The sequence below is a fragment of the Trichlorobacter lovleyi genome, from assembly GCF_015239775.1.
GTDB lineage: Bacteria > Desulfobacterota > Desulfuromonadia > Geobacterales > Pseudopelobacteraceae > Trichlorobacter > Trichlorobacter lovleyi_B.
On sequence record NZ_CP058409.1, the window covers coordinates 2,328,856 to 2,354,920 of the forward strand.

26 protein-coding genes are annotated in these 26,065 nt (G+C 61.0%); 11 read left to right on the forward strand and 15 right to left on the reverse strand.

Translation table 11 applies throughout. The annotated features are described in order from the left end of the window. Positions 1-73 precede the first annotated feature (73 nt). Genes FY034_RS10710 through FY034_RS10730 form a run of 5 tightly spaced genes read right to left on the reverse strand, consistent with a single transcriptional unit; the run spans position 74 to position 3,789 of the window. On the reverse strand, positions 74-487 hold the full coding sequence (locus tag FY034_RS10710) for a hypothetical protein (protein WP_265550361.1): 414 nt from the start codon (positions 485-487) through the stop codon (positions 74-76). 43 nt (positions 488-530) lie between these two features. Then, the gene (locus FY034_RS10715) at positions 531-1,211 is read right to left on the reverse strand and encodes a cupin domain-containing protein (protein WP_265550362.1); all 681 of its coding nucleotides are present in this window, start codon (positions 1,209-1,211) and stop codon (positions 531-533) included. Positions 1,212-1,230: 19 nt separating this feature from the next. After that, the gene (locus FY034_RS10720) at positions 1,231-1,668 is read right to left on the reverse strand and encodes a nucleoside deaminase (RefSeq protein ID WP_265550364.1); all 438 of its coding nucleotides are present in this window, start codon (positions 1,666-1,668) and stop codon (positions 1,231-1,233) included. A 35-nt stretch (positions 1,669-1,703) separates the two neighbouring features. Then, a complete protein-coding gene (locus FY034_RS10725) occupies positions 1,704-2,498 on the reverse strand; it encodes an alpha/beta fold hydrolase (RefSeq protein ID WP_265550366.1) in 795 nt (264 codons plus the stop codon). A gap of 55 nt (positions 2,499-2,553) precedes the next feature. After that, positions 2,554-3,789: a NupC/NupG family nucleoside CNT transporter gene (locus FY034_RS10730; RefSeq protein WP_265550367.1), complete on the reverse strand. Its 1,236-nt coding sequence runs from the start codon at positions 3,787-3,789 to the stop codon at positions 2,554-2,556. Between the two features lie 227 nt (positions 3,790-4,016). Here FY034_RS10730 and FY034_RS10735 point away from each other — a divergent pair, with 227 nt between their 5' ends. Beyond that, on the forward strand, positions 4,017-4,646 hold the full coding sequence (locus FY034_RS10735) for a hypothetical protein (RefSeq protein ID WP_265550369.1): 630 nt from the start codon (positions 4,017-4,019) through the stop codon (positions 4,644-4,646). A gap of 23 nt (positions 4,647-4,669) precedes the next feature. Here the strand turns inward: FY034_RS10735 and FY034_RS10740 are convergent, their stop codons facing one another. Then, entirely contained in the window at positions 4,670-5,668 is a 999-nt protein-coding gene (locus FY034_RS10740; RefSeq protein WP_265550371.1) for a D-2-hydroxyacid dehydrogenase, read from the reverse strand. Between the two features lie 108 nt (positions 5,669-5,776). Between FY034_RS10740 and FY034_RS10745 the strand changes: the two genes are divergently transcribed. Further along, on the forward strand, positions 5,777-5,935 hold the full coding sequence (locus tag FY034_RS10745; protein WP_265550373.1) for a hypothetical protein: 159 nt from the start codon (positions 5,777-5,779) through the stop codon (positions 5,933-5,935). 87 nt (positions 5,936-6,022) lie between these two features. Here FY034_RS10745 and FY034_RS10750 read toward each other — a convergent pair whose 3' ends face one another. The 5 genes from FY034_RS10750 to FY034_RS10770 all read right to left on the reverse strand — a co-directional run bounded on the left by FY034_RS10750 (position 6,023) and on the right by FY034_RS10770 (position 11,999). Further along, a complete protein-coding gene (locus FY034_RS10750) occupies positions 6,023-6,865 on the reverse strand; it encodes a GNAT family N-acetyltransferase (RefSeq protein ID WP_265550376.1) in 843 nt (280 codons plus the stop codon). Between the two features lie 40 nt (positions 6,866-6,905). After that, positions 6,906-7,688 (reverse strand): transporter substrate-binding domain-containing protein, encoded by a 783-nt coding sequence (locus FY034_RS10755; RefSeq protein ID WP_265550379.1) that lies wholly within the window; start codon positions 7,686-7,688, stop codon positions 6,906-6,908. 61 nt (positions 7,689-7,749) lie between these two features. Next, positions 7,750-9,402: an alpha-keto acid decarboxylase family protein gene (locus tag FY034_RS10760; RefSeq protein ID WP_265550381.1), complete on the reverse strand. Its 1,653-nt coding sequence runs from the start codon at positions 9,400-9,402 to the stop codon at positions 7,750-7,752. Positions 9,403-9,462: 60 nt separating this feature from the next. Further along, positions 9,463-10,905, reverse strand: a complete 1,443-nt coding sequence (locus FY034_RS10765; RefSeq protein WP_265550383.1) for an MFS transporter — start codon at positions 10,903-10,905, stop codon at positions 9,463-9,465. Continuing rightward, entirely contained in the window at positions 10,902-11,999 is a 1,098-nt protein-coding gene (locus FY034_RS10770) for an NAD/NADP-dependent octopine/nopaline dehydrogenase family protein (RefSeq protein WP_265550385.1), read from the reverse strand. The genes FY034_RS10765 and FY034_RS10770 overlap by 4 nt, the downstream gene beginning before the upstream one ends. Positions 12,000-12,187: 188 nt before the next feature. On the opposite strand from FY034_RS10770, the gene FY034_RS10775 reads away from it, so the two are divergent. Genes FY034_RS10775 through FY034_RS10795 form a run of 5 tightly spaced genes read left to right on the forward strand, consistent with a single transcriptional unit; the run spans position 12,188 to position 18,137 of the window. Next, positions 12,188-14,395 carry a hybrid sensor histidine kinase/response regulator gene (locus FY034_RS10775; RefSeq protein ID WP_265550388.1) on the forward strand — a complete coding sequence of 736 codons (2,208 nt, stop codon included), beginning with the start codon at positions 12,188-12,190 and terminating at the stop codon, positions 14,393-14,395. Continuing rightward, positions 14,385-15,701, forward strand: a complete 1,317-nt coding sequence (locus FY034_RS10780) for a porin (protein WP_265550389.1) — start codon at positions 14,385-14,387, stop codon at positions 15,699-15,701. Before FY034_RS10775 ends, FY034_RS10780 begins: the two co-directional genes overlap by 11 nt. After that, on the forward strand, positions 15,701-15,892 hold the full coding sequence (locus FY034_RS10785; RefSeq protein WP_265550391.1) for a hypothetical protein: 192 nt from the start codon (positions 15,701-15,703) through the stop codon (positions 15,890-15,892). Before FY034_RS10780 ends, FY034_RS10785 begins: the two co-directional genes overlap by 1 nt. Further along, complete coding sequence (locus tag FY034_RS10790; protein ID WP_265550393.1) at positions 15,889-16,614, forward strand: hypothetical protein; 726 nt, start codon at positions 15,889-15,891, stop codon at positions 16,612-16,614. Before FY034_RS10785 ends, FY034_RS10790 begins: the two co-directional genes overlap by 4 nt. 14 nt (positions 16,615-16,628) lie before the next feature. Further along, the gene (locus tag FY034_RS10795; protein WP_265550395.1) at positions 16,629-18,137 is read left to right on the forward strand and encodes a benzoate-CoA ligase family protein; all 1,509 of its coding nucleotides are present in this window, start codon (positions 16,629-16,631) and stop codon (positions 18,135-18,137) included. Here FY034_RS10795 and FY034_RS10800 read toward each other — a convergent pair. Genes FY034_RS10800 through FY034_RS10815 form a run of 4 tightly spaced genes read right to left on the reverse strand, consistent with a single transcriptional unit; the run spans position 18,127 to position 22,206 of the window. Further along, positions 18,127-18,927, reverse strand: coding sequence for an acyl-CoA dehydratase activase (locus FY034_RS10800; protein ID WP_265550397.1), 801 nt, complete (start codon positions 18,925-18,927; stop codon positions 18,127-18,129). The genes FY034_RS10795 and FY034_RS10800 overlap by 11 nt on opposite strands. Further along, positions 18,924-19,742, reverse strand: a complete 819-nt coding sequence (locus FY034_RS10805; RefSeq protein ID WP_265550399.1) for an acyl-CoA dehydratase activase — start codon at positions 19,740-19,742, stop codon at positions 18,924-18,926. Before FY034_RS10805 ends, FY034_RS10800 begins: the two co-directional genes overlap by 4 nt. After that, entirely contained in the window at positions 19,739-21,016 is a 1,278-nt protein-coding gene (locus FY034_RS10810; RefSeq protein ID WP_265550401.1) for a 2-hydroxyacyl-CoA dehydratase family protein, read from the reverse strand. The genes FY034_RS10805 and FY034_RS10810 overlap by 4 nt, the downstream gene beginning before the upstream one ends. Further along, positions 21,013-22,206 (reverse strand): 2-hydroxyacyl-CoA dehydratase, encoded by a 1,194-nt coding sequence (locus tag FY034_RS10815; protein WP_265550402.1) that lies wholly within the window; start codon positions 22,204-22,206, stop codon positions 21,013-21,015. The genes FY034_RS10810 and FY034_RS10815 overlap by 4 nt, the downstream gene beginning before the upstream one ends. Positions 22,207-22,331: 125 nt before the next feature. Here FY034_RS10815 and FY034_RS10820 point away from each other — a divergent pair, with 125 nt between their 5' ends. Genes FY034_RS10820 through hisC form a run of 4 tightly spaced genes read left to right on the forward strand, consistent with a single transcriptional unit; the run spans position 22,332 to position 26,065 of the window. Continuing rightward, complete coding sequence (locus FY034_RS10820) at positions 22,332-22,568, forward strand: phosphopantetheine-binding protein (RefSeq protein ID WP_265550404.1); 237 nt, start codon at positions 22,332-22,334, stop codon at positions 22,566-22,568. After that, positions 22,565-23,614, forward strand: a complete 1,050-nt coding sequence (locus FY034_RS10825; RefSeq protein ID WP_265550406.1) for a hypothetical protein — start codon at positions 22,565-22,567, stop codon at positions 23,612-23,614. The genes FY034_RS10820 and FY034_RS10825 overlap by 4 nt, the downstream gene beginning before the upstream one ends. Before the next feature lie 4 nt (positions 23,615-23,618). Continuing rightward, complete coding sequence (locus FY034_RS10830; protein WP_265550408.1) at positions 23,619-24,899, forward strand: hypothetical protein; 1,281 nt, start codon at positions 23,619-23,621, stop codon at positions 24,897-24,899. After that, the gene (hisC, locus tag FY034_RS10835; RefSeq protein ID WP_265550410.1) at positions 24,896-26,065 is read left to right on the forward strand and encodes a histidinol-phosphate transaminase; all 1,170 of its coding nucleotides are present in this window, start codon (positions 24,896-24,898) and stop codon (positions 26,063-26,065) included. The genes FY034_RS10830 and hisC overlap by 4 nt, the downstream gene beginning before the upstream one ends.

Here is a 26,065-nt window from a genome sequence, read left to right on the forward strand (position 1 = left end):
TCAGCTGCAGCTATGGTACTCCATTGTTCAGGAGGACAGCATCAGGTCAGCTGGGCCGGGGCAGCTAACGCCCCTACTCTTCCGTGCAACTCTTCAATGCGCCGTTTTCAAAGAATGCTACCGGTTGTCCCTGCATGCAGTTTTTAGCTCCGACAACCGCAGGTTTCGTCAGGGTGCAGGAATTCAGCTTGCCGGAGGGATACAGCACCAGCGTGGCAAGGTCACCACAGACGACACCACCGATGGCCAGATCCTCGTACAGCACGCAGGAACGCAGTGCCCCGTTTTTGAAGAAGCTGATCTTGCTGTAGGCGTTACACTTCAGGCTACCCTGTTCGTAGACTTTTTTCAGGTCGCATGACTGCAGTACGCCGTTGGCATGGAAGGTAATATCAGCATCGGGATTACAGATGGACGGGTCGGCCGCATAGACGTTCCCGGACATCAGTGACAGACACACCATCAGGTTCAACGCCAGCATCCTCATAGTCAGTCTCCTTATATTTTCAAGTTTTTTTGCTTCCAATCAGCTACCTTCTGACCACATTCGGCTGATTCTTGATCCCGGTATAAAAGACCACCAGCCGGACCGGCTCGGTGCCCCTGTTGCTGCCGTTGTGAAAGGCATCCACCACCTCGATAATGGCATCGCCGGCTTTATAGGTAATGCGCTGGCCACCTTCCAGCTCAACCTCGATCGCGCCGGCCAGCACATAGGCATAGACCGGTATGGCATGTTTGTGCCAGCCGGTTTCAGCACCGGGGGCCAGATCAACGGTCATGGCCGTCACCTCGGCCCGGTCAGTGACAGGATAGGCAATCTTCTGGCCGTTGGCGGTCAGCGTGGTCTGTTTTAACAGCTTTGAGGTTACGCCGCCTTTATACCCTGTTGCCGGAGCCGGTCCCCCTTCAAACAGCAGTTTTTCACCGACAAAGTAGCGCCCGATCCCCTGATGTTCCCAGAAGGTGCGGGTGCCGTCACTGTAGCGGGCACCCGAGCCGGACACGGCAACGGGCAGCACCACCCTGCTGCCGTCAGCCAGCCCGACCGTGACATTTTTACGCACAAGGTCAAAACAGGCCTGTAACTGCTCACCGCCGGCTGCAGCATAGGTTGCGGGCACCTGCTGCGCCCCGCTGCACGGCAATGTGGCGGCAGACAGCGGCAACGCACACAACAACAGTATTCCTGCAATAGCCAGACGAACCATAGTCTCTCCCTTCATCCTGTCAGACTCCGATATCCTCATTCCACAGCTCCGGTTTTTCCGCAATAAACTGTTCCATCAAGCGGATGCAGCGTTCATCCTGCAGCACCTCCAGCTGTACCCCCCGTGAGCGCAGCAGCTCCTCTTCTCCCAGGAAGGTACGGTTTTCGCCAATCACCACCCTGGGGATGCCGTACAGCAGGATGGCACCACTGCACATCGGGCAGGGAGAGAGGGTGGTATACAGCACCGCTTCCCGGTAGACCGAGGCAGGTTGACGTCCGGCACGCTCCAGGGCATCCATCTCACCGTGCAGAATGGCGCTCCCCTGCTGTACCCGCCGGTTGTGGCCACGGCCGATAATCCGGTTGTTATGGACAATCACCGCGCCGATCGGGATGCCGCCCTCTGCCAGCCCGGCCTCTGCCTCTTCAATGGCTGCCTGCATGAAACTATCCATAGCCCCCCCTTGTCAGGACTTCAGCCCGGATCAGTTCAGGCTGGTTTCAGAAAATCAACCACAGCGCGGACAAACAGCTCCGGTTGTTCCGTCTGGAGCGAATGCGCTGCATCCTGCAGAACCGTCAACACGGCATTGGGCAACTGCCGGACCAGGTCGTTTGACTGTTCAACCGGCATCAACAGATCCAGCTCACCTGCCAGCACACAGGCCGGCACATTCAGCTGTCCGAGCCACCCGCGGGCATCAAATGCCTCGATTGCCCGGATCTGCTGCCGGAATGCCGCTGCCGACTGGGGCCAGGGATAGCTGAGCAGGTACTCCAGTGTCAGCTGCAGCAGCCTCTGATCCTCAAAAAAACGTTCCGTGAAGATCCAGTACAGGATGTTGCGAAACCAGGCGGCACGGTCGTAACCGGCGTCATACAGGTCAGCCCAGTCCTGAAACAGCAGATTGTTGCGAACCGGATTTCTTGCAGCCGTGGCAGCCACCAGCAGCCGTTCAACCAGCTCCGGGTGGCGACGGGCACACTCCAGTGCCACCATCCCCCCCATGGAATGTCCCAGCAGGCTGACTCGCGTCAGCCCCAGATGGCGGATCAGGGCAGCACAGTCATCGGCCATCAGACTGATGCTGATCGCGCAATCCTGGCTTGAACGGCCGACGCCCCGGTTATCCAGCAGGATCAGGGTAAACCGTTCCGCCAGGCCGGGCAGCACCGCCGGCCAGCTCTGGGAATCTGAGGCCAGTCCGGCAAGCAGCAGCAGGGGAGGACCGCTACCCTGCTGCTCAAAATACAGCTGTATCCCGTCATGGCTCAAAAACGGCATAGCACCCTTTCTGCCGCAGCTTCGGACAGCCGTAGCCGACCTGCGCAAGGAGTTATCAGAGCATTCCCACCACGGCGCCGGTCATCAATGACGCCAGCACACCGGCCAGCAGCGCCTTGAACCCCAGGCCAACGATCTCATTGCGGCGCTCCGGGCAGAGCGTCCCCAGTCCGCCGATCAGGATCCCCAGGCTGCCGAGGTTGGCAAAGCTGCACATGGCATAGGTCATGATGAGCCTGCTTTTGGGGCTGAGCGCCGCCTCCGGCAGGCCGGAAAACTGGATATAGGCCAGGAACTCGTTCAGCACGATCTTGATCCCCATCAGCGACCCGGCGGTGACCGCCTCCTGCCAGGGCACCCCGATCAACCAGACCACCGGGGCCAGCAGCAACCCCAGCATCCGTTCCAGGGTCAGTGGGGCACCGGCAATATCAGGCAGTTCTCCCAGCCCGATATTGGCCAGCTTCACCAGGGCAACAAACACAATCAGGAGCGCCACAATATTGACCAGGATCTTCAGGCCGTCCCAGGTCCCCTTAGTCAGTGCATCCATGGCGCTTGAGGCATCATAGGAGGAGATCTCACCCCCCAGAGTCTGCTCTTCAGTCTCGGGTACGATGATGGAGGCAACAACCAGTGCGGCAGGGGCATGGATAATGGAAGCGGTCAGGATATGTCCCAGAGCATCAGGAATGACCTTCTGCAGCACCGTGGCGTACAGCACCAGCATGGTACCGGCAATGCAGGACAGCCCGGTGGCCATCATGGCAAACAGCTCACTGCGGGTCATACGGACCAGATAGGGTCGGATCAGCAGCGGTGCCTCGATCATCCCCAGAAAGATGCAGCCGGAGGCCACCACCCCCAGCGCGCCACCGATCCCCATGGTCGTGCGCAGCAGCCATGAAAAGGCCTGCACCACCTTGGGCAGGATACGCCAGTAGTAGAACAACGCGGTCAGGGCACCGATTATCAGCACCAACGGCAAGGCCTGAAAGGCAAGGGAAAAGGAGCCGCCCGGTGTCGTCTCGGCAAACGGCAGCGGCCCGCCCCCCAGGTAGCCGAAGACAAAGGAGGTGCCGGCCCGCGTGGCCGTTTCCAGGGCGCCAACCATGGCGTTCAACCCCAGAAACAGCTGGCGGAACGGCGCGGCCTTCAGCATCAGCAGGGCGATCAGCACCTGCAGCGCAGCACCGGCCACGATCAGGCGCCAGTGGATCACGCGCCGGTTTTCACTGAGCAGCCAGGCAACCCCCAGCAGGACAATCATTCCGAAAACAGCATGCAGCATCAAACAGCTCCTTTTTTTCTGTATCAACAGAGGTCGGCCCGGCAGTCGGCAGTTCCCCTCCGCATCCGCCACAGCCTGGCGGCTGTCTGTAACCATAACAGACAAATGAGGTCAGGCAACCGCTTGCGCCAAAAATATTCGGCGTTATACTCAAGCCAGCTCAAGGCACGCACCGGGCTGGACCGACCGGCCCGGGCAAACCGGCACCAGCTTTCGGGGAGGGATCCATGACCGTTCTGAAAATGCTTACCAGGATTGTACCGGCAGCCATGGCCCTGTTAGCCCTGACGGGCTGCGCAACCACCGAGATTTCCTCCACCTGGAAAGACCCGGCCTACCATGGCCATCCCAACAGGATCATGGTCATCGGGATGACAAAGCAGATCACCAACAGAAGGGTGTTTGAGGATGAGTTTGTCAGGCTGATCAAGAGCAGGGGAACTGATGCGATTGCCAGCTATACGGTACTCCCCGGCAAACTGGATACCGATCATGCGGCCATAACAGCAGCAATGAAACGCCGGGGAACGGATGCCGTACTCATCACCCGCCTGTTGGAGATCAGGACCGAAAGCACCTACGTGCCCGGCACCGTGGACCCCCTGCCGATGCGCTACACCAGCTGGTCCAGCCGCTATCGCTTTGGCTATGATATGATGTACTCTCCCGGCTACATGGCAGAGGAGCAGTATGCCGTGGTTGAAACCAGCCTGTACGATACAACCGATGACAGGTTACTCTGGTCTGCCAAATCCAGGACAGCACTCAAGGGCGCCGACCACCAGCAGATCAAATCCATTGTCAAGGCACTGGTCACCAGTATGACCGAGGAGCAGATCCTGAAACCGGCCCAATGAGTGCCGGGCAGGCGGCTGCCCCGCTACCCCCGGGCTGTGACCGGCAGCCAGGCGCCATTGACCACGTTGATCGGTTTCCCCTGCAGATACCCGGCCAGATTTGCCGCCACAATGGCGGTCAGCCGCTGCCGGGCCGCCAGTGAGGCCCAGGCGATGTGGGGGGTAAAGATGCAGTTGGGGGCTTGCAGCAACGGGTTTTCCGGCAGCATCGGCTCCACCGCCACCACATCCAGGCCCGCCCCGGCAATCACACCATCCCGCAGTGCTGCTGCCAGGTCAGACTCATTCACCAGCCCGCCCCTGGCCACATTGATCAGGAAGGCACTCCGTTTCATCCGCTCCAGCAGGGCTGCATTGACAAAGCCGCCATTCTCAGCGGTCTGGGGACAGTTGAGTGAGACCACATCCGCCTGACTGAACAGCTCCTCAAGAGAGACAAACCGCACCAGAGGAAACTCCGTTGCAGCAGGAGGACGGGGGGTGTAGGCGACCACCTGCATCCCGAAGGCGTTCCCGATCCGGGCCATAGCCCGGCCAATGGCGCCGAATCCGACAATTCCGAGGGTCAGGCCGGCCAGTTCCACAAGCGGCCTCTTCCAGAAGGAATGGTCCGGGGAGCGGACCCACTCGCCCTGTTTGACCGCCTGATCATGCAGACCGGCATGGGTGGTCAGCTCCAGCAGCAGGGCAAAGGTGGTCTGAGCCACAGAATCGGTGGAATAGGCCGGTACATTGGAAACCGTGATCCCCAGCCGTCCGGCCGCCTCAATATCCACATTGTTGTAACCGGTGGCCAGCAATGAGATGAACCGCAGACCGGGCAGTTGCTGCAGGATAGCGCCAGTCAGTTTGACCTTGCTGGTCAGGATCACCTCGGCTCCGGCAGCCCGCTCCAGCACCAGTTCTGCCGGGGTGCGGTCATGGATGCTGCAGCGGCCCTGGGCCATAACCGCATCCCAGGGATTGTCGCCCGGATTGATGGTATAGCCGTCCAGAATGACGATTGCAGGCTCTTCAGGCATCGTGTCCCTCCCGGTTCTCAACAGTGCAAGGTTGTTCAGAGTAGCACAGCGCTCTGATCCGTCAATAGCCTGCTTTGTATACGTAGATTAACGACAGCAAGGCAACTCATGATTGTCTTTGTGGGGGCCTTTTACCGCTGGTACCAGCTGTTCAGGATTCAGGAGGCGGTGCAGGACAGCCATGGCGACACCGTGCTGGCATTGGCCGAAATACCGCCTGACCCGGTGGGCATGCAGCGGGAACCGCTGATGACCTCGGAACCGTAGCCCCAAACAACTCCCCCACGTACAAACAGGGCCTCCCGCTGGGGAGGCCCTGTTTGTGTCTGTTCTTGATTCACTGCTGCAGGCAGTTCAGCCCAACTCAAAGCTGGTGATACCATAGATCTGGTCCAACGGCAGCTCCGGCGCGGGACCACGGTAGACACGGGCCGTTTCAAAGACCTTCTGCATCTGATACCGTTCCGCCAACTCCTGCGCAGCCTGGTTGCAGACCGGAATATCCAGGAATACCGGTTGATCAACAGCCAGCCCGGCCAGTTCCCGAAAGAGCTGATCGGCAATCTCCGGCGTGTCGGCAAACAACGGTGCAATCTTGAAGCCGCGGTAGCAGGGCCGTATCACGCCATAGCCCACCAGGCGGTCACCATCAGTGACAACACGGCCCTGGCTGCCGGGGCGGCTGATCCAGCTCTGCAGAAAGGCTGTCCGCGGGGCCGGGAAGAAGCGGCGGTCATAGCGTTCCAGTTCTTCAAACGGAACCGACGAGATATCCGCCAGCGTCGCTTCCGCAGGCCTGCCGACACCTTCGTAGCGGGCGTTGTAATGGGCGATGGCAACCCCCATCTGCTGTACATATTTGTCCAGCATCGCCACCACCCCGTCAAGTCCGTAGACGCGATCCCCCATATACTCCAGCAAGGCATCGCAGAGCTTCATGCCGATGCCGAGGTGCCGCAGCTCCTCTTTTACGATATAGAATCCCAGAAAGCCGTAACGGTCATCGTAGGCAACGGCAGAGGCGGTGCCGACCGGTTCTCCGTTGATCTCGGCAATAAAGAAGCCGTTCGGGTCAGCGGCGTAAAAAGGGTCAGCATCATGCAGCCCCGGATTCCAGCCTTCATTTCTGGCCCACTCAACAGCCAGTTGCAGATCCTTTTTGTTCATGCGGCGGACAGCTATCGTATTATTTGACATGGCGATTCCCTCACAGTGTGAATGCAGCAGGTCTGTGCCGTTACTTGCTCCCCCTCACCAGCACCTGTGTCCTGATCCATTTAGCCAGGATCTCCTGCAGGCGTCCTTCCCGCCGCATCCGGGTCAGCTCCAGGTTAAGTTGTTCCAGCAGGGCCGGATCATTTTTGCGCACGGCCCAGGCCAGCGGTTCATCGGTTAACGGCTCAAACAGGCCGACCAGCCCCTGATGCTGGGTGGCAAGGTCTGCGCTGAACCTCCAGACCGTGGGGGCGTCATGCACAAAGCAGTCGATACTGCCCTGTTCAAGTGCCCTGACCCCTGCCTCGGTGGTATCAAAGTGGGTGACACCGCCCCAGGCAAAGGTTTTGAGTGCATACTGCTCGCCGGTGCTGCCCTTCTCCACACCGATTCTGACACCTGCTGACTGATCAAACAGCGCCCTGGGGAAACGCTTGATATCCTTTTCCCGTATCAGCAGCATCTGCCCCACCTTCAGATAGCTCTCGGCAAAACTGACCTGACCCTGACGCTCGGCGGTTATTGACATCCCGGCCATGATCAGATCTATCTGCCCCCCCTGCAATGCGGGGATCAGGCGGTCAAACGGGATGATCTCAAACCTGATCCTGCGACCGGTCTGTTTGGCCAGCTGCTGCGCCAGATCAGGTTCGATCCCGGCCAGTACCCCGTCCTGCATAAACGCCAGCGGCGGATAGGTGGGGGCGATGCCCACCCGCAGATCAGGGCCGCTTGCACAACCGCCCAGCACCAGACCCAGCAACACCAGTAGCACCAGCAACAATCCCTTCAATCCAGATCCCATCGCTCCCACTCCTCATCATGTTGTACGAGCGCCGTATACTGACCGGCAGCAGGGCTGCCTGCTACCCCTTGCGCATGGTGGTCCCGAGACGGTGTAGGCCTGCGGAACAGTCCAGTTTCTGCACGCACATCTCGATCAGTACCAGCCTATCCTGTGCCGCAGCGGCGGCCTGCAGGGCGGCATGCAGCTCGTCTTCAGTTGTCACCCGGATGCCGAGCCCGCCTGAGCCGGCATTGAACAGTTTCGGAAGCGCAGCATAGCGCCACATCCGGATATCATTGTAGGGACCGTCCTCATGCAGCATCCGCTCAACCAGGTAGCCGTCGTTGTTGATCACCAGCACAACTGCCGGAATCTGCAACCGCACCAGGCTTGAAACCTCCTGGGCGGTCATCTGGAAGGCACCGTCACCGGTCATGACCACCGGACGTCTGCCGGGCCGTGCCAGCCCTACCCCCAGCGCGGCAGGGGTGCAGTAGCCGATTGAGGAGTAGAAGGACTGGACGATGAAATGCTCTGCCTCTTCGATGGTGAATTCAGGTGCCGCACAGAAGGCATCCCCCGGTTCTGCCAGCAGGATCATGCTGTCATCCAGGAAACCGTGGATCGCCTCGTACATCCGGGCTGCCGTAAGCGCGGCACCGGCAACGGGATGGAACGCACCACAGCCGACGCGCGGTTCATGCGGGTGCAGATCCAGATAGGAGCGGGGGCGCAGACGGGTCACAAGCTCCCTGATCAGATCACCCGGCAGGATATCGGGATACTGATGCTCACCGATCCGCACCGTATCCCGCCCCACGTCGATCACCCGCTGCGGGTCAAGATGGATGCTGAAAATGCCGGTATCCAGGTCGGTCATCCAGGCCCCCAGTGACAGCAGGCAATCGGCCGACTCGATCTGCTGCTGAACCGCCGGTCTGCTCCAGCCCCCCTGATAGAGTCCGATAAACTGAGGATGCAGCTCCGGCAGGACCGATTTGCTGCTGAGCATGGTGGCAAACGGCAGTTCGGCCTGTTCAACCAGCTGCAACAGTGCCGGCCCCAGACCGAAGCGGGATACCTCGATACCGGCCAGGATGGCGGGATTGGCAGCCCTGTTCAGAAGCTCGGCAGCGGCATCTGCACAGGCCTTCAGACTGGCCGGGGCAGAACTTCTGACAGCCGGCAGCAGGGGGGCAGAGGGTGGACGGCAGGCAGCGCGGGCCATATCAACCGGCAGCTCCAGGTAAACCGGCAGCTTGCGGCTGATACAGGTTGCCAGCAGGCGGTCGATAAGTACCGGTGCCGTCTCAGGGTCGTCCAGCAGGGCAGCATCAACCGTCACCTTCTGGAATATCTCCAGCTGCCGGTTATAGTCCGCCACCAGGTGGTGCACCAGAGCCCCGGCCTTGCGCCGGCCGCTGGGGGGGGCACCGCTGATCAGCACCAGCGGCACCATCTCCGCAAACGCGCCCGCCACGGCATTCAGGATACTGAAGCCACCCACCCCGTAGGTCACCACGGCACCGCCCAGACCGTTCAGGCGGGCATAGCCGTCGGCGGCATAACCGGCATTCAGTTCATTACAGGTGCCGACCCACGCAAGCGGGCTCTCGATCACCTGGTCAAGAAAATCCAGTACGTAATCGCCCGGCACACCAAAGAGATGATTGACTCCCAGCTCCTTCAGGCGCTGCAGCAGATAGGTTGAAACCGTAGCTTCAGTTGGCATCGCTTGGTGCTCCTTTCCAGCGGAAATCAGGAGGGTGATGGTGTATGATCCCGGCCGGCATCATTCTACAGCCGCCGCAACAACACCGCCTTCCCGGGCCAGCAGCGAACTGACCGCTGCCACGGCAAACAGAACCGCACCGACCGCATAGACCGTACTGAAGGCTGACAGCAGCTGGGTGCGTTCGACCGTTTTAAGCGCATCCGCGTGCAGCGTGCCGGCCTGCAGTGCTGCCAGGGCAAAGATGGTCTGGAACAGGCAGACCCCAACCGTCATCCCCACCCGCCCCACCATCCTGAAACTGCCGGATACCGCCCCCTGCTTGCCCGGCGGCGCCATACCCATCACCACGTTGTTGTTGGACGGGATAAAGGTGGCCATTACCAGTGCCAACCCCACAAAATAGCCGTACACCGGCAGCATCCCTCCAGCATTCAGGAGGAGGCTGAAACCGAAAGAGACCAGCACCCCTGCCAGCAAGGCTGCTGTACAGAGGATGCGCGGGTTGACCCGTTTTGAAAGTTGTCCGGCCAGCGGCCCCATCCCCATGTAGATCAGTGAATAGAGCAGAAAGACCGTACCGGCCCGCTCGGTGGGCAGGGCTTTGACGGTCATCAGGTAAAAGGGGGTGATAAAGTTATGCCCGGCCAGATAGCACAGACAGAGAAAATTGGCCAGATTGCCGTAGTTGAAGGCAGCTGAACGGAACAGGCTGTAATCCAGCAAGGGATGGGCGACCTTGCGTTCCCAGAGGACAAAGGCACCCAGGCTGACCACAAACAGCAGCGCAGCCCCCAGCACCGTTGGCGCCAGCCCGAGGCTGTTCAGCTTGCTGAAGCTGTAGATCAGGCTGACCAGGGCCAGGGCACTGAAGGCTGAACCGGCATAATCAAATGAGGGCAAAGGAGCTTTTTCAGCCGCAGAAAGATCGGCTGGCAGGACCCGCTTGGCAACCAGCATGGCCACAATCCCGATCGGGATATTGATCAGAAAGGCCCAATGCCAGGACAGCAGACCGGTAATCAGTCCGCCCAGCGGCGTACCGACCGAGATCCCCAGGGCCGCCGCCGTTGCCAGGGCGCCAAAGGCCGGACCGCGCTGCTCCGGCGGCAGGTAGCGCGGCACCATGGCGGGGGTCAGGGCATACAGGACCGAGGCGCCGATCCCCTGCAGGGCCCGGCTGGCAACCAGCCAGCCCAGGGTGGGTGAGACGGCACAGCACAGGGAGCTGACCGTAAAAACCGCATAGCCCAGCATGAACAAGCGCTTGATGCCGATCCGGTCCCCCAGGGTGCCGAACACCAGCAGCAGGGCCGTGACGGTCAGCTGGTAGGACATCACCACCCAGGAGACCGCCTCGGTACCGACCTTGAAATACGCGGAGATAACCGGCAACGAGATATTCACGATGTAGGAGTCAGCATTCACCATGAAGGTGGCAAAGGCGATGCTGAACAGGATCAAGACGCCTCTATGGCCGGGGCGCTCCTGGACTCCGGTCACAACGTTCCTGCCAGGGCGTAGCGGGCCATCTGCTGGGCATTCATGCCGGACAACCCCATCTTTTCAACGGTCCTACCGCTTGTCCAGTAATCAACACCATTGGCCATGCAGGCCACATTCACCATCGCCTCGATGCGCGGCACCGGCACCCCGATCTGGCGGCCGATTGCCGCGATGGTGGCCAGACCATAGGGGATATCCTCGGTCACGTAGCGGTGATGCAGACTGTCCGGCGCCATCTGGACGTTATGGGCCGAGACCTGGTACATCATGTCGTAGGCACTTTCTCCTTTGACCTTGTACAGCACCTGCATGGTATCCATGAACGAAAAGGTCTCGCGGCAGAGCAGCCTGGCCACCTCCATCCGCTCCTGATCCACCGCCTCCATGATCCGCCCCACGGAAGGGGTGATATCGTAGTGGGAGTTGCGGTACGGCCCCATCTGTTCGATCCGGCTCATGTTCATCAGGGTGGAGATCGGGTGGATGATCAGGCCCGGCGCATCAATACTGGTCTGCAGCACCCCCATACTGGGGGAGAGCTGGGGATAGAGATCGGTCAGGATCCAGAGCGCCTCGGCAGTCCGCTTGGCCGGAAGGGCGGCAAAGGGCAGTTCCTCCTTGGCTGCCTTGATGTTGACATGCCCCAGCCCCTTGGTCTTGGCAGCAAAGATAAACGAGGTGGTCTCGCCGATAATGAAATCATTGAAACGTCCGGCCTCCCGCAGCATCTTTGCAAAGACCAGCGTACCGAACTTGCCGGGGTTGAAGACCACGACCTGACCTTTTTCGCCGTACTCAATCAGGGCCTGCATATACGGTTCCTGGCCAAAGGCAGGCACCACCACCATCACCACCTCGGCCCCTTTGATGGCCGCGGCAATATCGGTCGTCATCATGGCCGGTTTTGCAAACCCCACCGGCGCACCGCTGGAGGTAATCCCCTCCACCATGATGCCGCCAAAGGCCATCAACAGCTGCAGGTTGGAGGCATGGTTTGCAGACGCAGCCAGACGTACCTCATGGCCTGCCAGGGTCAGGTCGCCAGCCATGGCGATACCGCCGTGACCGGCGCCAAGAATTGCTACTTTCATACCGACACCTCATCTTGTCATCTCAACAACCGCAGCAAGTATGCCACAGCTTCTCTAAATGTGAAGCGCTGCTGGATTTTTTTGCCTACTGTGGTAAAAACCCAGATTGACGGCAATTTTTCATCAGCGTATGGTGCGCAAACATATTTTTGCTCTCTTTTATAGCAGTGTCTCATAATGAGGAAGCGATGCCCATCACTCCCGAACATGATCAACAGGCCCTCAGGCATTACTGCACCCTGCGCTGCAGAATCATCTCCAGTGTGCTGCTGCTGCTGACGGTACTGGTGATCATCTCAAGCTGGCATAGCTATAAAGGGTATCAGGTTGCCATCACCAACGCCGAGCATCAATCCCAAAGCTACGCCCGGGCCCTGAAAGAACATGCCGAACGGGCCTTTTCTGAAGCTGACCAGTCCATCCATAACACGATCAGCCAGATCTCAGGCCGGGGCGGCCTGCAGTCCCTATCCCGCCGGGAACTGTCTGACCTGCTTGCTCAAAACGCAGCCAACATCACCCAGATCGGCACCATTGCCATCATTGATGCCAACGGCAGGATGCTGGCGGCATCCGGCAACACCCCCTCACTGCCATCGGACATCACCTTCAGGGACTACTTCAAACATCACCGTTCAGATCCGTCACCGGATCTCTTCTTCGGTCCGCCCATCAAATCGATCATTGCCGGCAACCGCTGGCACTTCACCGTTTCACGCCGGATCAACACCCCTGCCGGCGGCTTTGCCGGCATTGTGCGGGTCGCCTTTGAGATTGCCTACTTTGAAGAGCTGTACAGCTCGATCGTTGCCGACCGCAACGGCCGTTTCACCCTGGCCACCACAACCGGCGGCGACTATCTGGTGCTGGTCCCCTCGGATGAAAAGGTCTATGCCAGCGGCAAGAAGACCGCCCCGTTCTTCCGCACCTACGTGACTGAACAGGCCGCCCGTACCTACCACAACAAAAAATCGAACATTGCCGGCGAATACCGGATCATCTCCTATCACCGGCTGGATCATTATCCGGTGGTGGCCATCTGCTCCTTTGGACGGGATCAGGCGATTGCCGAGTGGAAAGAGACCACGATCAAGCAGGGCATTATTACCACCCTGCTCTGCCTGCTGGCCCTGCTGCTGACCCGTATCCTGCTGGTGCAGATCAAACAGCTTGACCTGACCAACCGGTTGCTGCAACTGCAGCAGGAAGAGCTGCGGGCGGCAAAGGAGACTGCCGAGGCAGCCACCCAGGCGAAAAGTGAATTCCTGGCCAACATGAGCCATGAGATCCGCACCCCGATGAACGCAATTATCGGCCTGGCGCAGCTGACCCTTGAAACCCGGCTGGATCCGCAACAGAAGAACTATCTTGAACGTTTGAAAAATGCATCCACCGCCCTGCTGTCCATCATCAACGACATCCTTGATTTCTCAAAGATTGAGGCCCACAAGATCGAGATTGCCCATCTTGAGCTGAACCTGGCTGATATTCTCAAGGATGTTGTGACCCTCTTTCAGACTGCAGCAAAGGATAAAGGACTCACACTCAGCCTTGAGATTGCTGATGAAATCCCGCACCACCTGATCGGCGACCCGCTACGACTGGGGCAGGTACTGAACAACCTGATCAGTAACGCCGTCAAGTTCACCGAACGGGGAGGGGTCACCGTGCGTGCCGAACTGGCCGGCAGGGATGGTCAGCAGGTGATTATCCGGATTCTGGTCAATGACACCGGGATCGGTGTAAACAAAGAACAGTCTGAACGTCTTTTCCAACCCTTTACCCAGGCCGACAGCTCGATTGTGCGCCGTTTTGGCGGCACCGGGCTGGGACTTTCCATCGCCCGCAACCTGGTTGAACTCATGGGCGGCAGCATCACCCTCTCCAGCAGCCCCGGCCAGGGCAGCTCCTTTGCCTTTACCGCCCGCCTTGGCCTGGCAGCAATCGCACCATTGCAACCGAGTCAACCCCAGCACACCCCCTATGAGATCGCCGCACCGATTCACGGCGCCCGGATCCTGTTGGTGGAGGATAACGAGGTAAACCAGTTTGTTGCACGGGAGTTTCTGACCAAGGCCGGCCTGAAGGTCACCTGCGCCGCCCATGGCGGCGAAGCGATTGAATGGATCAAGAACTCGGCATTCGATGCTGTCCTGATGGACATGCAGATGCCGGTCATGGACGGAGTGCAGGCTACGCTGCTGATCAGAAGGCTGCCCGCCGGCAAGCAGCTGCCGATTATTGCCATGACGGCGGCAGCACTGGAGGCGGATCGCCAGACCTGCCTCGATGCCGGCATGAATGACTACCTTTCCAAACCGATTGTACCGCTTGAGATGCTGGAAAAGTTGATCAAGTGGATTACAGCCGCGCAGCAGCAGCCCCATGAATCGTAATCTGTTTACAATTTTGCCGATCCTTGCCCTGGTGGCAGGTGCGCCATTCAGCGGCGCAGCCCAACCGGTTGCGGTTGATCCCCTGGTTCTGCAGCAGATGCAGGAGACCATCCGGCAGCAACAGCAGCAGTTGCAGCAGCAGGCTGAACAGATCAAGGCCCAGTCAGAGACCCTGCAGAGACTGCAGCAACAGCTCAACGCACTGCAGCAGGCCCCGGCACCACCGGCAACGGTGGTACAGTCGCCCCCTGCAACAGCGGCCGTCAGCTCAGGTAACGACAAGATCAGGCTTGCCGTCTCCGGCCAGCTCAACCGGGCCGTGGTGGTCGCCAACGACGGCTACAACAGCACCCTCTACCATGTGGATAACACGGTCAGTAACAGCCGGCTCCGCTTTGTCGGCACGGCAACGGCCAGTCAGGAGCTCAGCCTGGGCACCCGGATTGAGATAGCGGTATCGCCTGACCGTTCGTCCGCCGTCTCTCAGCAACAGAAATATTTAACCGACACCTACTTTGACCAGCGCTGGGTGGAGATCTCGCTGACCAGCAAGGCCTTTGGCAAGCTTTCGATCGGCAAGGGTGACACGGCCTCCAACACCACGGCAGAGGTGGATCTTTCCAGAACTGATGTCGTGCAGTACGCCAGCATTGCCGACATGGGGGGCGGTTTCCTGTTCCGCAGCAAAAACGGTACGCACTCGTTTATTCCCAACGGCACAGGCAACCTGAAGGTCTCCGATGTCTTCAGCAGCTTTGACGGCCTCTCCCGCCAGTCACGCCTGCGTTACGACAGCCCCGGACTGTACGGCTTCAGGCTGGCCGGGTCGCTGGTCAGCAATCAGCGTTCCGACCTTGCCCTGTTCTGGGGCGGCCAGGGCTACGGCTTCAAGGGGGCAGGCGCCTTTGCCGTTGCCAATCCCAAGGAAACCGGCGCCGGCCTGCTCTACGACGGCTCCTGCTCCCTGCTGCACACTGCCAGCGGCCTGAACCTGACCCTGTCCGGCGGCTTGAAGGAGTACCGCCTGCGCAGGGATGCCACCAACCTGTACGCCAAACTGGGTTGGCTGACCAACCTGACCAGCCTGGGTTACACCGCCTTTGGCGTTGACTACACCCGTTCCGAAGGGCTGGCGCAAAGCGGAGACAAAGGCTGTTCAGTGGGGGCAGCAGTGGTGCAGACATTTGAGAAATTTGCCACCGAACTGTACCTCCAATACCGGGTCTATTCACTGGAGCGTACCGCCGGGAGTAGCCCGGTGTCCGACATCAGCATCGGAACCCTCGGCGCCAGGGTGAAATTCTGATGAAAACTGTTTTCAGTTTGCTGTTTCTGATACTGCTGGCCGGTTGCAGCGGTATCATGCCGTACCAGCCTCCCAACCACCGTGAAGAAGGACCACAACAGGGACTGTTCACCGGAGAAAAGGGAGCATTTGAGATTGGCATACTGCCCGAAAGTAACCGCCCATTGAGGCAGAAGGAGGAAACGCGATGAAGATGCTATCAAGAATGATCATGCTTCTGGCTGTTCTGCTGGTTCCCGGTATCTCTCTGGCTTTCAGTGTTGCCGGCAGCTATTCAAGCAGCGAAGGTGCCGTTACCCTGCATCAATCAGGAGACCGCGTCACCGGACGTTACACGAACGACAATGGCGAGCTGACCGGCCTGATGTTCGGTCCCATCTTTGAGGGGTTCTGGATCGAGGACGGCTCGGACCGGCGCTGTTCAACCCCCAAGAATGGCCGTTACCATTGGGGACGTGTTACCCTTACCTTTGACGGAAACGGTTTCAACGGTGTCTGGGGTCATTGCGACGACAAGCCGGCCCGCCCCTGGAACGGCTCCCGCAGTTCCGGCAGTCAGGGGGGCACACCACCTGCCGATCCCGGCCATGATCCCTTTAGCGTTACCACCGACGGCCCCGGCATTGAGGGGCTTTGGGGTTCTTCAGAGGGCGACATCAGGTTCCGCCAGCAGGGCAACCGGGTGGCGGGACGTTACAGCAGCGACAACGGCGAGCTTGTCGGGACGTTGCAGAACAGCACCCTGAGCGGCTACTGGATCGAAGACCACTCAGCCCAGCGCTGCCCTACAGCCAGAAACGGACGGTACTTCTGGGGCAGGATTGAATTCAGCTTCTCGGGCAACAGATTCAGCGGACGCTGGGGCTACTGCGACGGCCCCCTGACCGGCAACTGGGGTGGTGAACGCAAGTGACAACGGAGATCAGCATGCCTGACCAGCTCCCTGCAGCTGAAAATCTCGCCATCGCCCTGCTTGGCCCCAACCTTGCCAGGCACCCGGACAAGTGCGCCTATATCTGTAACGACGAGTCAGTCAGCTACCAACAGCTGGCTGAGCGTGCCTGCCGTTTTACCACCCTGCTGCGGCAAAGCGGTATCGCTGCCGGCGACCGTGTACTGCTGATACTGCCTGACAGTCCGGTCTTTGTTGCCGCCTTTCTCGGCACGGTACTGCATGGTGCCATTGCCGTGCCGGTCAGCACCGCCCTCAGCCTTGAGGAGTACCGTTATATCCTGCAGGATTCCGGCGCCCGTTTTCTGGTACGCTCCGCCGCTGTCCCTGCTGCCGCAGGGTTGGCATCATCACCCGGGCTGGCCGACCTGCTCTGTGGCGAAAGCCTGTCCGGCTGGCTGGATGACTGCCCGGCTGCCCGGCTGGACGCAGCAGCGCCAGACAGGGCTGAACTGGCCTTCATGCTTTACACCTCAGGTTCAACCGGCAAGCCGAAGGGGGTGCCCCACCGTCACCATGACCTGCTGGTTGCCGCCCGCCAGTATGCCGTCCAGGTTCTGGGGATGCAGCAGGACGACCTGATCTTTTCAGCCAGCAAGCTGTTCTTTGCCTACGGCCTGGGCAACAGCCTGGCCTTTCCGCTCTACGCCGGGGCAACCGCGATCCTGTACCCCGGCAAACCGCTGCCCGATGAGCTGCTGCATCTGATCGCACAGCACCGCCCCACCCTGTTTTTCTGCGTCCCCACAGTCTATGCCCAGATCATCCTCTCCACCGCCACCCCGCAGCTGAACCTGCCGATGCGGCTCTGCATCTCTGCCGGCGAAGGGCTGCCGGGTGCCGTGCTTGACGAGTGGCAGCGCCTGACCGGTCTTGCCATTCTGGATGGGATCGGCACCACTGAACTGACCCATATCTTTATCTCCAACTACCCGGGCCGGATCCGGAGCGGATCTGCCGGAGAGGCCGTCCCCGGCTACCAGGTCCGTCTGGTGGATGATGAGGGCAAGCAGGTTCAGAGCGGTACGCCGGGGCATCTGCAGGTCCGGGGAGACAGCACCGCCCCCTGTTACTGGAATCTGCCGGAGAAGAGTGCCGCTACCATGCTGCCGGATGGCTTCATCAAAACCGGCGATGTCTTTCTGGAGGAAGGCGGCTACTACTACCACCGGGGACGCAGCGACGACATGTTGAAGGTCGGGGGGCAGTGGATCTCGCCGGTGCAGGTGGAAGAGGTGCTGCGCTCCCATCCGGCGGTAGCGGATTGTGCCGTGGCGGCCTGCCAGATCTGGGGGCTGATGCGACCGGCAGCCCACCTGATCCTCACACCGGGCTGCACGCCGGACCCGGCCTTTGAACGTGAGCTGCGCAGCTTCATGGCTGCCCGGCTGCCGGACTACATGGTACCGGTGCGTTATCACCTGGTGGATGACCTGCCCCGTACCGCCACCGGCAAGGTTCAGCGCTTCAAACTCAGGAGCTGATTTCGTCACCGAAGCGGATGCCGATCCGGGCAGCCCCCAGCGCGGCAACAAACTGCCGCATCCCGTCGGCGGGCAGCCGGACCTGGCCGCCCAGTTTCTGCTGCAGCAGTTCGGCTGCCGTCGAAAAACGCAGCACCCCTCCCGCCAAGACCAGCTCATCCTGCCGACCGGCCTGCCGCAGGATCTGCAGGGCACGGTCAACACAGGCAACCAGCGCCCCCTGCATGATATCCTGCGGGGGCACCGCCTGCATCAGCTGGCTGATGATCTCCGATTCGGCAAAGACCGCGCAGACCGATGAAATCGGCGCAGGATGCAGCGACTGCCGCGCCAGCGCATCAACCTGATCAAGCCCCACCCCCATGATCCGGGCGGTCCGTTCCAGAAAGGCACCGGTGCCGGACGCGCATTTTTCATTCAGGCGGAAGGCCAGAATCCTGGCCCGTTCATCAAACCTGCAGGCCTTGATGGTCTGTCCGCCAAGATCCAGTACCGAGCCTGCAGCGGGGAACAGCAGCCGTGCCCCATGGGTTGCGGCGGTCAGTTCAGTCACCGCCCGGTGGCGCATCGAGGCCAGATGCCGGGCAAAGCCGGTGCTGATAACGGCGGACAGGTCGCCCTGCGCCAGCCCGGCAGCCTCCAGTGCGCTTGCCAGGCAACGTGCTGCCGCCCGGTCCGGCTGAAACCCGGTCTTTTCCAGGCTGCAGGCCAGCACCCGGTAATCGCCGTCAATGACAACCGTCTTGGTGCAGGCAGTCCCCAGATCAATACCGGCAGCAAAACGCCTCATCCCTGCAGCTCCTGCCGGCCGGCCAGCAGCCGGTCACGGGCAAACAGGGCCGCCCCCAGGGCACCGGCAAAGGGGGTCTGTTCCCCCACCTGCAGCTGACTGCCCAGCAGCCGTTCAAGCTGGGCAACCATACAGCTGTTGCGGGAGACGCCGCCGGTAAAGGTAATGGCCGGTTGCAGCCCCACCCGCTTCAGCAGGGCCAGGGAACGGCTGGCAATCGCCTGGTGGGCCCCCAGCAGGATATCGTTGATCGACTTGCCCCGTGCCACCCAGGCCAGGATCTCGCTCTCTGCAAAGACGGTACAGGTGGTGCTGATGGTAACCGGATGACGGCCGGTGGCGGCAACAGCGGCCAGCTCATCCAGCGGCATCTCCAGCACGGCGGCTGCGGCCGACAGAAACCGGCCGGTCCCGGCAGCGCATTTGTCATTCATGCAGAAATCGATTACCCCGCCATCGGCGGCCACCCTGATCGCCTTGGTATCCTGCCCCCCCATGTCAAGCACGGTCCTGGTGGCAGGAAAGAGATGCACCGCCCCGCGGGCATGGCAGCTGATCTCGGTAACCTGCAGATCACCGAAGGCGATCCTGAAACGGCCATAGCCGGTACCGGCAACGTACGAGACGGCGTCAGCCCCCAACCCCGCAGCTGCCAGCAGCCGTGCATAGACGGTGCGGGCAGCGGCATCGATATCAAAGCCGGTGTCGATCAGCGCGGTCCCGGCAAGCCGGGCCGAGGCATCCAGCAACACCGCCTTGGTCTGGGTGGAACCGACATCAATCCCGGCGCTAAAGGGGGCCTGAAGGCTGATCATGGTGCATTGCCCTTCCTGCGCAGCCGCAGGGTTTCAAAAAATGCATCAATCCGGTTCTGCATCTGGGCCGGAGAGATCAGGCGGCGGTCCATCATGTCTGATTCAAGCAGCAGGGTCGGCACGGAGGAACGGGACAGCAGGGCCAGCCGGGCATCGGCCAGCCCGGTTGAGACGGTCCGGCAGCTCTTGACCCCGTGGAAGACCACCCCATCGGCCCTGCAGGCAGCCTGGGCCTCCAGCAGCCGGTCTCCGGCCAGAAACATGCTGTCCATCGCCTCACGGGTCGTCAGCAGCAGCCCTTCGGCAAAACTCTCCACCGGCCGGCCGGTATCGAAACGGTACTCCAGGTTTGCGCCGCCTGAGGCGAACTGCAGGTAGGTTGAGCGGACAAACAGACCGCCCTGGGTGCTGAACATCCTGATGAAGCTGCTGTAAAGCGGGTAGCAGGGCAGCCCGGCAAACAGCAGCCGGAAAGGGGCTTCAGAGGGCGGTTCCTCCAGGCAGCGCTGCCTGATCTGCTGCAACTCCTCCAGTGCATTCCTGAAATAGCGCACCCCGGCCTCGCTTCCCCGATAGACATTGAAGACCCCCAGATAGGCGCCCCCCTGCCGCACCGCATCAAAGCAGACCGGTCCCTGCTGATTCATCGCCAGCATCTGCCGGAAGGCATCCCCCATCTGATTGGTGCAGTGCAGGGCATGGCTGAGACGGTCAGTCTCAAGACGTCTGCCGGTAATCCGTTCGCACAGGCTGATCAGGCTGCGGACCTGCTCCATCACATAGGCCAGGTCAGCGGCAAAGCCCGGATCCCCGGGGCGGGATGGCCGGGCCGGATTGCGGGAACCGGGAATATCGAACACAAACAGCGGCATGCCGTAGAGCCGCTGCCAGACCTCGGCCCATTTGATGTAGGTGTTGCAGGCCGTGGTGGCAATGGCCAGACAGGGGGCGGGCAGACGTTTATCCGGCAACCGGCGCCCCTGCAGGTGCATGCCGACATCGGCCTTGAGATAGTTGCAGATGTCGGAGGGATAGCCCTGCTCCTCGGCATGCTGCAGCAGCCCCTGCGCAGTGCCGTTGACGGCGGTCTGCAGGCAATTGATCTCCGGCAGGAACAGCGGTATCTCAAAGGCTGACAGCAGCTCGGCACAGCTGCCCATCACAAAGGCGTAGGCGGCCGGGAGCTGCTGTTGCGCAAGCAGGTCCAGCCGCTCTGACCAGTCCTCCAGCAGTGAGCTGGCCTCGATCTTTGCCCGCACAGCCGGAAAGGTCATGGCAGTTCTCCGGCATAGAGGATATTCTCGCTAAAGGTCTCCACCTGCAGCTCCACCAGCTCAAAGGAGTTCATGCCCTGTTCAAACTCGCAGACACAACTGGGGATGCCGGCTTCGGTCAGGGCGGCAAGCACCGGAACCAGCTCATCCAGTCCCGGTTCACACATCTTGGGGGCCGTAACGATCACCGCCTGGGCCCCCTGTTGCCTGACCTGCTGCAGCAGCAGCTCGGTCCCCTGCCCCTGCGGTGCATGCTGCACCGGACTGTGGGATGAGCTGCAGCAGTAGGCATGGGCCAGGGCAGCCAGCGGATCCCCCTGCTGGGCAACATCCCCGGTCAGCCAGCGCAGTCCGATCAGCAGGTCATCGCTAACCACATGGCAACAGCGGGCAATCGCCTCCAGCATCCCCAGCGGCGGCTGTTCGCAAAAGCAGCCGCAGAGCACCACCCGGATCTTATCCTGCTGCCGGATCTGCCGCATTGCCAGCAGGGACAGCACCCGCTCCAGCAGCCGGTTATGCTCTCCGGGCGGCAGCAGGCTCCCCACGGCGGTCAGCAGATAGTATTCATCCACCGCCAGCTTCCCGGGCTCGCGGGATTTCAGGGCCTGCAGCTCACGCAGCAGCCTGCGATGATGGTTATAGAGCCCGATTGAGCGCCGCACCGCCTCCAGTTCCAGCGGTCTGCCGGTCACCTCGCCCACCAGGGCGGCAAGGCCGGCGTACTCCTGCCGCAGATAGCTCTCAGCAGCGGGAGCGGTACTGTTTTGCGGCAGGTAGAGCGTCCGGCAGGGGGTACTGAAGTTGCGGGACCAGATGGCAGGCAGGTTACGGGCCGCATCACAGATGGAAGGGGCGACAAACAGATCCAGGTTGAGATCGCCCCCCTCCACCAGATTAAAGACCTGCTTGACCACGCCGCAGAGGTAGGAACCGAAATGGGCGCCACCCGCCCCGCCGCTGCCGGTGGTGCAGCCCAGCTTCACTGCCAGCATCCCGGCTGCGTCGGCGATCTCTTCCGGCAGGTAGACCTGAAAATGCCCCAGCACCCTGCCCCCCCGTTCCCGCCAGAGCCGGAGCGTGGGAAAACCGGTATCACCGAGCAGCCCCCGGCAGGCAGCAAGGATCTGTTCCAGGGATGCATCAGACGGCAGGGTCCGACCGAAAAAGAGGGGGGCGCGCAGGTCCATGGGCGAGCCATAGCACTCTTGACCGAAAGGGTCAAACAGAAAGCGGAGGTTGCACTTTCGGGTTTCTTTGTTATGATTCAAGCACCATTCAGGGCGTCGCACCCAACCGTAAAGGAGAGCACACCATGGCCGCAACCGTAGAAGAGATGAAAGAGCTGATGCTTCAGATCGGGATGGACAAAGAGCTGGTAGCCGGACTTGACCCGGTTGCGCCGTTGGCAGGCCAGGGGGTTGATTCAGTGGACTGCCCCGCCTTTGCGGTGGCACTGGAAAACAGGTACAAGGTCAAGATATCCGACTCCGATTCCATGCAGCTGCGGGCCATCAACGACTTTGTCGCCTTTGTGAACCGGGCGGCATGACCCTGCGGCAGGAAGCGATCAGGCGACTGGCAGCGGACAGCCGTCCGCTGCCGGAGACAGAGCCGTTCACGACACGGCTGTATCAGCCGGAAGACGGCTACGGGGTAACGCGGCTGTTTTATGCCGTGTATGGCGACGGCTACCCGATCGACACCTTCTACCTGCCTGAACGGCTGACCGAAGAAAACCGGGCCGGCCGGATCAGGAGTGCCGTGGCCCGGACCGAAGACGGCCAGGTGGTCTCGCACATCGCCTTGTACCGCAGCTCTGCCCCCAACCCTGAGCTGTATGAATACGGCCTGGGACTCACCCTGCCCGCCTACCGTGCCAGCCTTGCCTTTGCCCGCTGCAACAGCCTGTTGCTGTCACTGGTGGAAGATGGCGTTGTTGACTCTTTTTTCGGCGAGGCGGTCTGCAACCACATCATCACCCAGAAGCTTACCAGACAGAGCGGCGCCATAGAGACCGCGCTTGAACCGGCACTGATGCCGGCCCGTGCCTACGAGGCAGAGCAGAGCGCAGACGGCAGGGTCGGCTGCATCATCTCCTTCAAGGTCTGCCGTGACCGGATCAGGCCGCTCTGCATTCCCTCCTGTTATCACCAGGAACTGACATTCGCCATGGAGGGACTGAAGCTTGGGCGTGAGCTGATTCCTGACAACGGGCAGCTCTCAGACGAGGACTCACAGCTTGATACCGTCCGGTTTGACCATGCCGGTGTTGCCCGCTGTACCATCACCACCCCGGGCAGAGACCTTGTCCCACGGCTGTTGTCGCTTGAAGCAGAACTCCGGCAGGCCGGGTATGCCGTGTTGCAGTGCTTTATTCCGCTGGGCGACAGCCGGGGCGCCGCCGCCGCTACCCAGCTGCAACCGGCCGGTTTTTTTCTGGGCGGTTTTCTGCCGGCCTGGTTTGGCGAGGATGGCCTGCTGATGCAAAAACTGTTTATTGATCCCGGCTTTGAATCACTGAAGCTGCATTCGGAACGGGCCCGCACGCTTGCCGCACTGGTGCGGAACGACTGGCAGCGCAGCCTGGAAGGATAGTACGATGGAACTGAGACTGGAGCTTGAACCGGCACGGATGCCGATGGCGGTTGCCTTTGCTGAAACTGCGGCACAGGGGGCCGGGTTGGGCAGCCATGAGACCGCCATGCTGGCACTCAGCGCTGAAGAGCTGTTCCTTGCGCTCTGCAGCAGCATGCCCGGCGCTGAGCTGATTGTCGGCTTTCTTGACCGGCGCTACGCGGTTGATCTGCTGTTTCAGATCCCCCGGCCGCCGGCTGATCTGCGCATCTTCAACATCACGGCCCGGCCGGACCATGATTCCGAGGAAGGGCTGGCCGGCATGGGGCTGTACCTGGCATCACGGGCCTGTGACCAGTTCAGTATCCAGCAACTGGCGTCAGGCAGCTGGAAGATCATGCTGCGCAAGGAGCGGAGCTACCCGCCCCATCCCGCTGCGCCGGCAACCGCACACGAAGCAGCGGCAACCTGGCAGATTGCCGCCGTTCCAACACCGGATGCGGTCAAGCAGCTTTCAGCACTGATCGGCGACGCCTATGCCGCCCTCCAGTTTCCCGAGACCTTCACCCCGCCGGGACGGCTGCTGGACAAACTGGCCAGCACAGAGTACGGCGTCATCCTGGCACAGGACCAGCAGGGAGAACTGGCCGGCGGCCTGATCTGGCGTGCCGGTGGCGGCAAGGTGGTGGAATGCTTCGGCCCCTACCTGCGCAGCCCTGCCACGGACGGCACCCTGGCAACAGCACTCTGCGAAAAGGTTACCGAACAGTTTGGCCGCAGCGACCGGCTCGGCCTGGTGCTCTACGCCCCCCAGCAACCGCCCTCCACAGCCGGCTTTGAGGCTGCCGGACAGCTTGAGACACCCGGCGGCACGGTCTGGACCGGCTACCGGATGCTGGCCGAGGAGTTTGGCGCCGACGCCTGGGTTCCGCAGGAGCTGCTGCCGTTCTATCAGGAATGCTGCGCCGGCATGGTCCTGACACGCAATGTCCGTGTCTGCCATGATGACGGTGAAACCGGCAACGGACTGACCCTGTTCGCCACCCGCATCGACCGTTCAAACGGCATGGCCCTGCTGACGCCACTTCTGGTGGGTCGCGATGCAGCGGACGTACTGCAGGAACACCTGCAGCTGCTTGAGCAGGAACAGTTTTCCGCCATCTACTGCACCCTGGACACCGGGCACCCGTTTGACGCCCTGCTTGCCCCCCATCTGCTGAGCCACGGGTTCCTGCCCCGGATTCTGGTCCCCTGGGGCGGCAGCGGCGACCTGATACAGCTGCACCGGATCAGGGGCAGCCGATGAACCTGGATGCGCTGATGCCGCAGTATGTGCGGCAGTTTGAGACCTACATCCCCTCACCGCCGGATGACGAGCTGAAACGGATGTTCGGCTGTTCACGCCTGATCCGCCTCAACAACAATGAAAATCCACTGGGGCCGCCCCCTGCGGTGGCCGCATTGCTGCGCAGCCTTGACCCGGCCCTGGTGCCCCGCTATCCCAGCGGCGACTGTTTTCACCTGCGTGAAAAGCTGGCCGCCCACCTGGGGCTTACCCCCAAGCAGCTGCTCTTCGGCAATGGCGCCAACGAGGTGATCGCCTTCGTGATCAAGGCCTTTTGCGAACAGGGCGACAACATTGTCACCGCCGACCGTACCTTTGCCGTCTATGAGTGGATTGCCCGTTTTTCCGGCCTGGAAGCCAGGCTGGCGCCGCTAAACGACTTCGGCTTTGATGAAGAGGCGCTGCTTGCGCAGGTGGATCGCCGTACCAAGCTGGTCTTCATCTGTAACCCCAACAACCCCACCGGCAGCTGGTGGAGCCGGGACCGGCTGATCAATTTTCTGGAGCGGCTGGGCCCCGATCATCTGGTGGTACTGGACGAAGCCTATTGCGAATTCATGGACCAGCCTGACTACCCTGACGGCATCTCGCTCCTGTCCCGTTTTCCCAACCTGATCATATTCCGCACCTTCTCGAAGATGTATGGTCTGGCAGGCTTACGGATCGGCTACCTGGCCGGGGTGGAGCAGGTGGTGGACTGTATTCGCAAGACCTGCATTGTCTATTCGGTCAACAGCATTGCCCAGGTGGCCGCCCTGGCTGCCTTTGGCGATCAGGAGTTTATCCGTGCGACCCGCAGCATGGTGCGGGAAGGTCAGCAGATGCTGGCAGAGCTGTGCAGCACCCTGCAACTGCCGTTGCTGGCCGGTGACTGCAACTTTGCCATGATCAAGCTGCCGTTCAGCGACACCCTGGCCTACCGCTCGCTGATGCAGCAGGGGGTCATGATCCGCACCATGACCGCCTTCCGCTTTCCCGGCTGGATCCGGGTCAGCATCTCCACCCGTGATGAGATGCGGCTGTTCTGTGAGGCCCTGTCGCGGCTGGTTCACTCACGCACCGACCAGAACCCGCTGGCCAGGGCCTACGGCGTCAGCGGCTCCATGCCGCACATTGCAGCCGTTTAA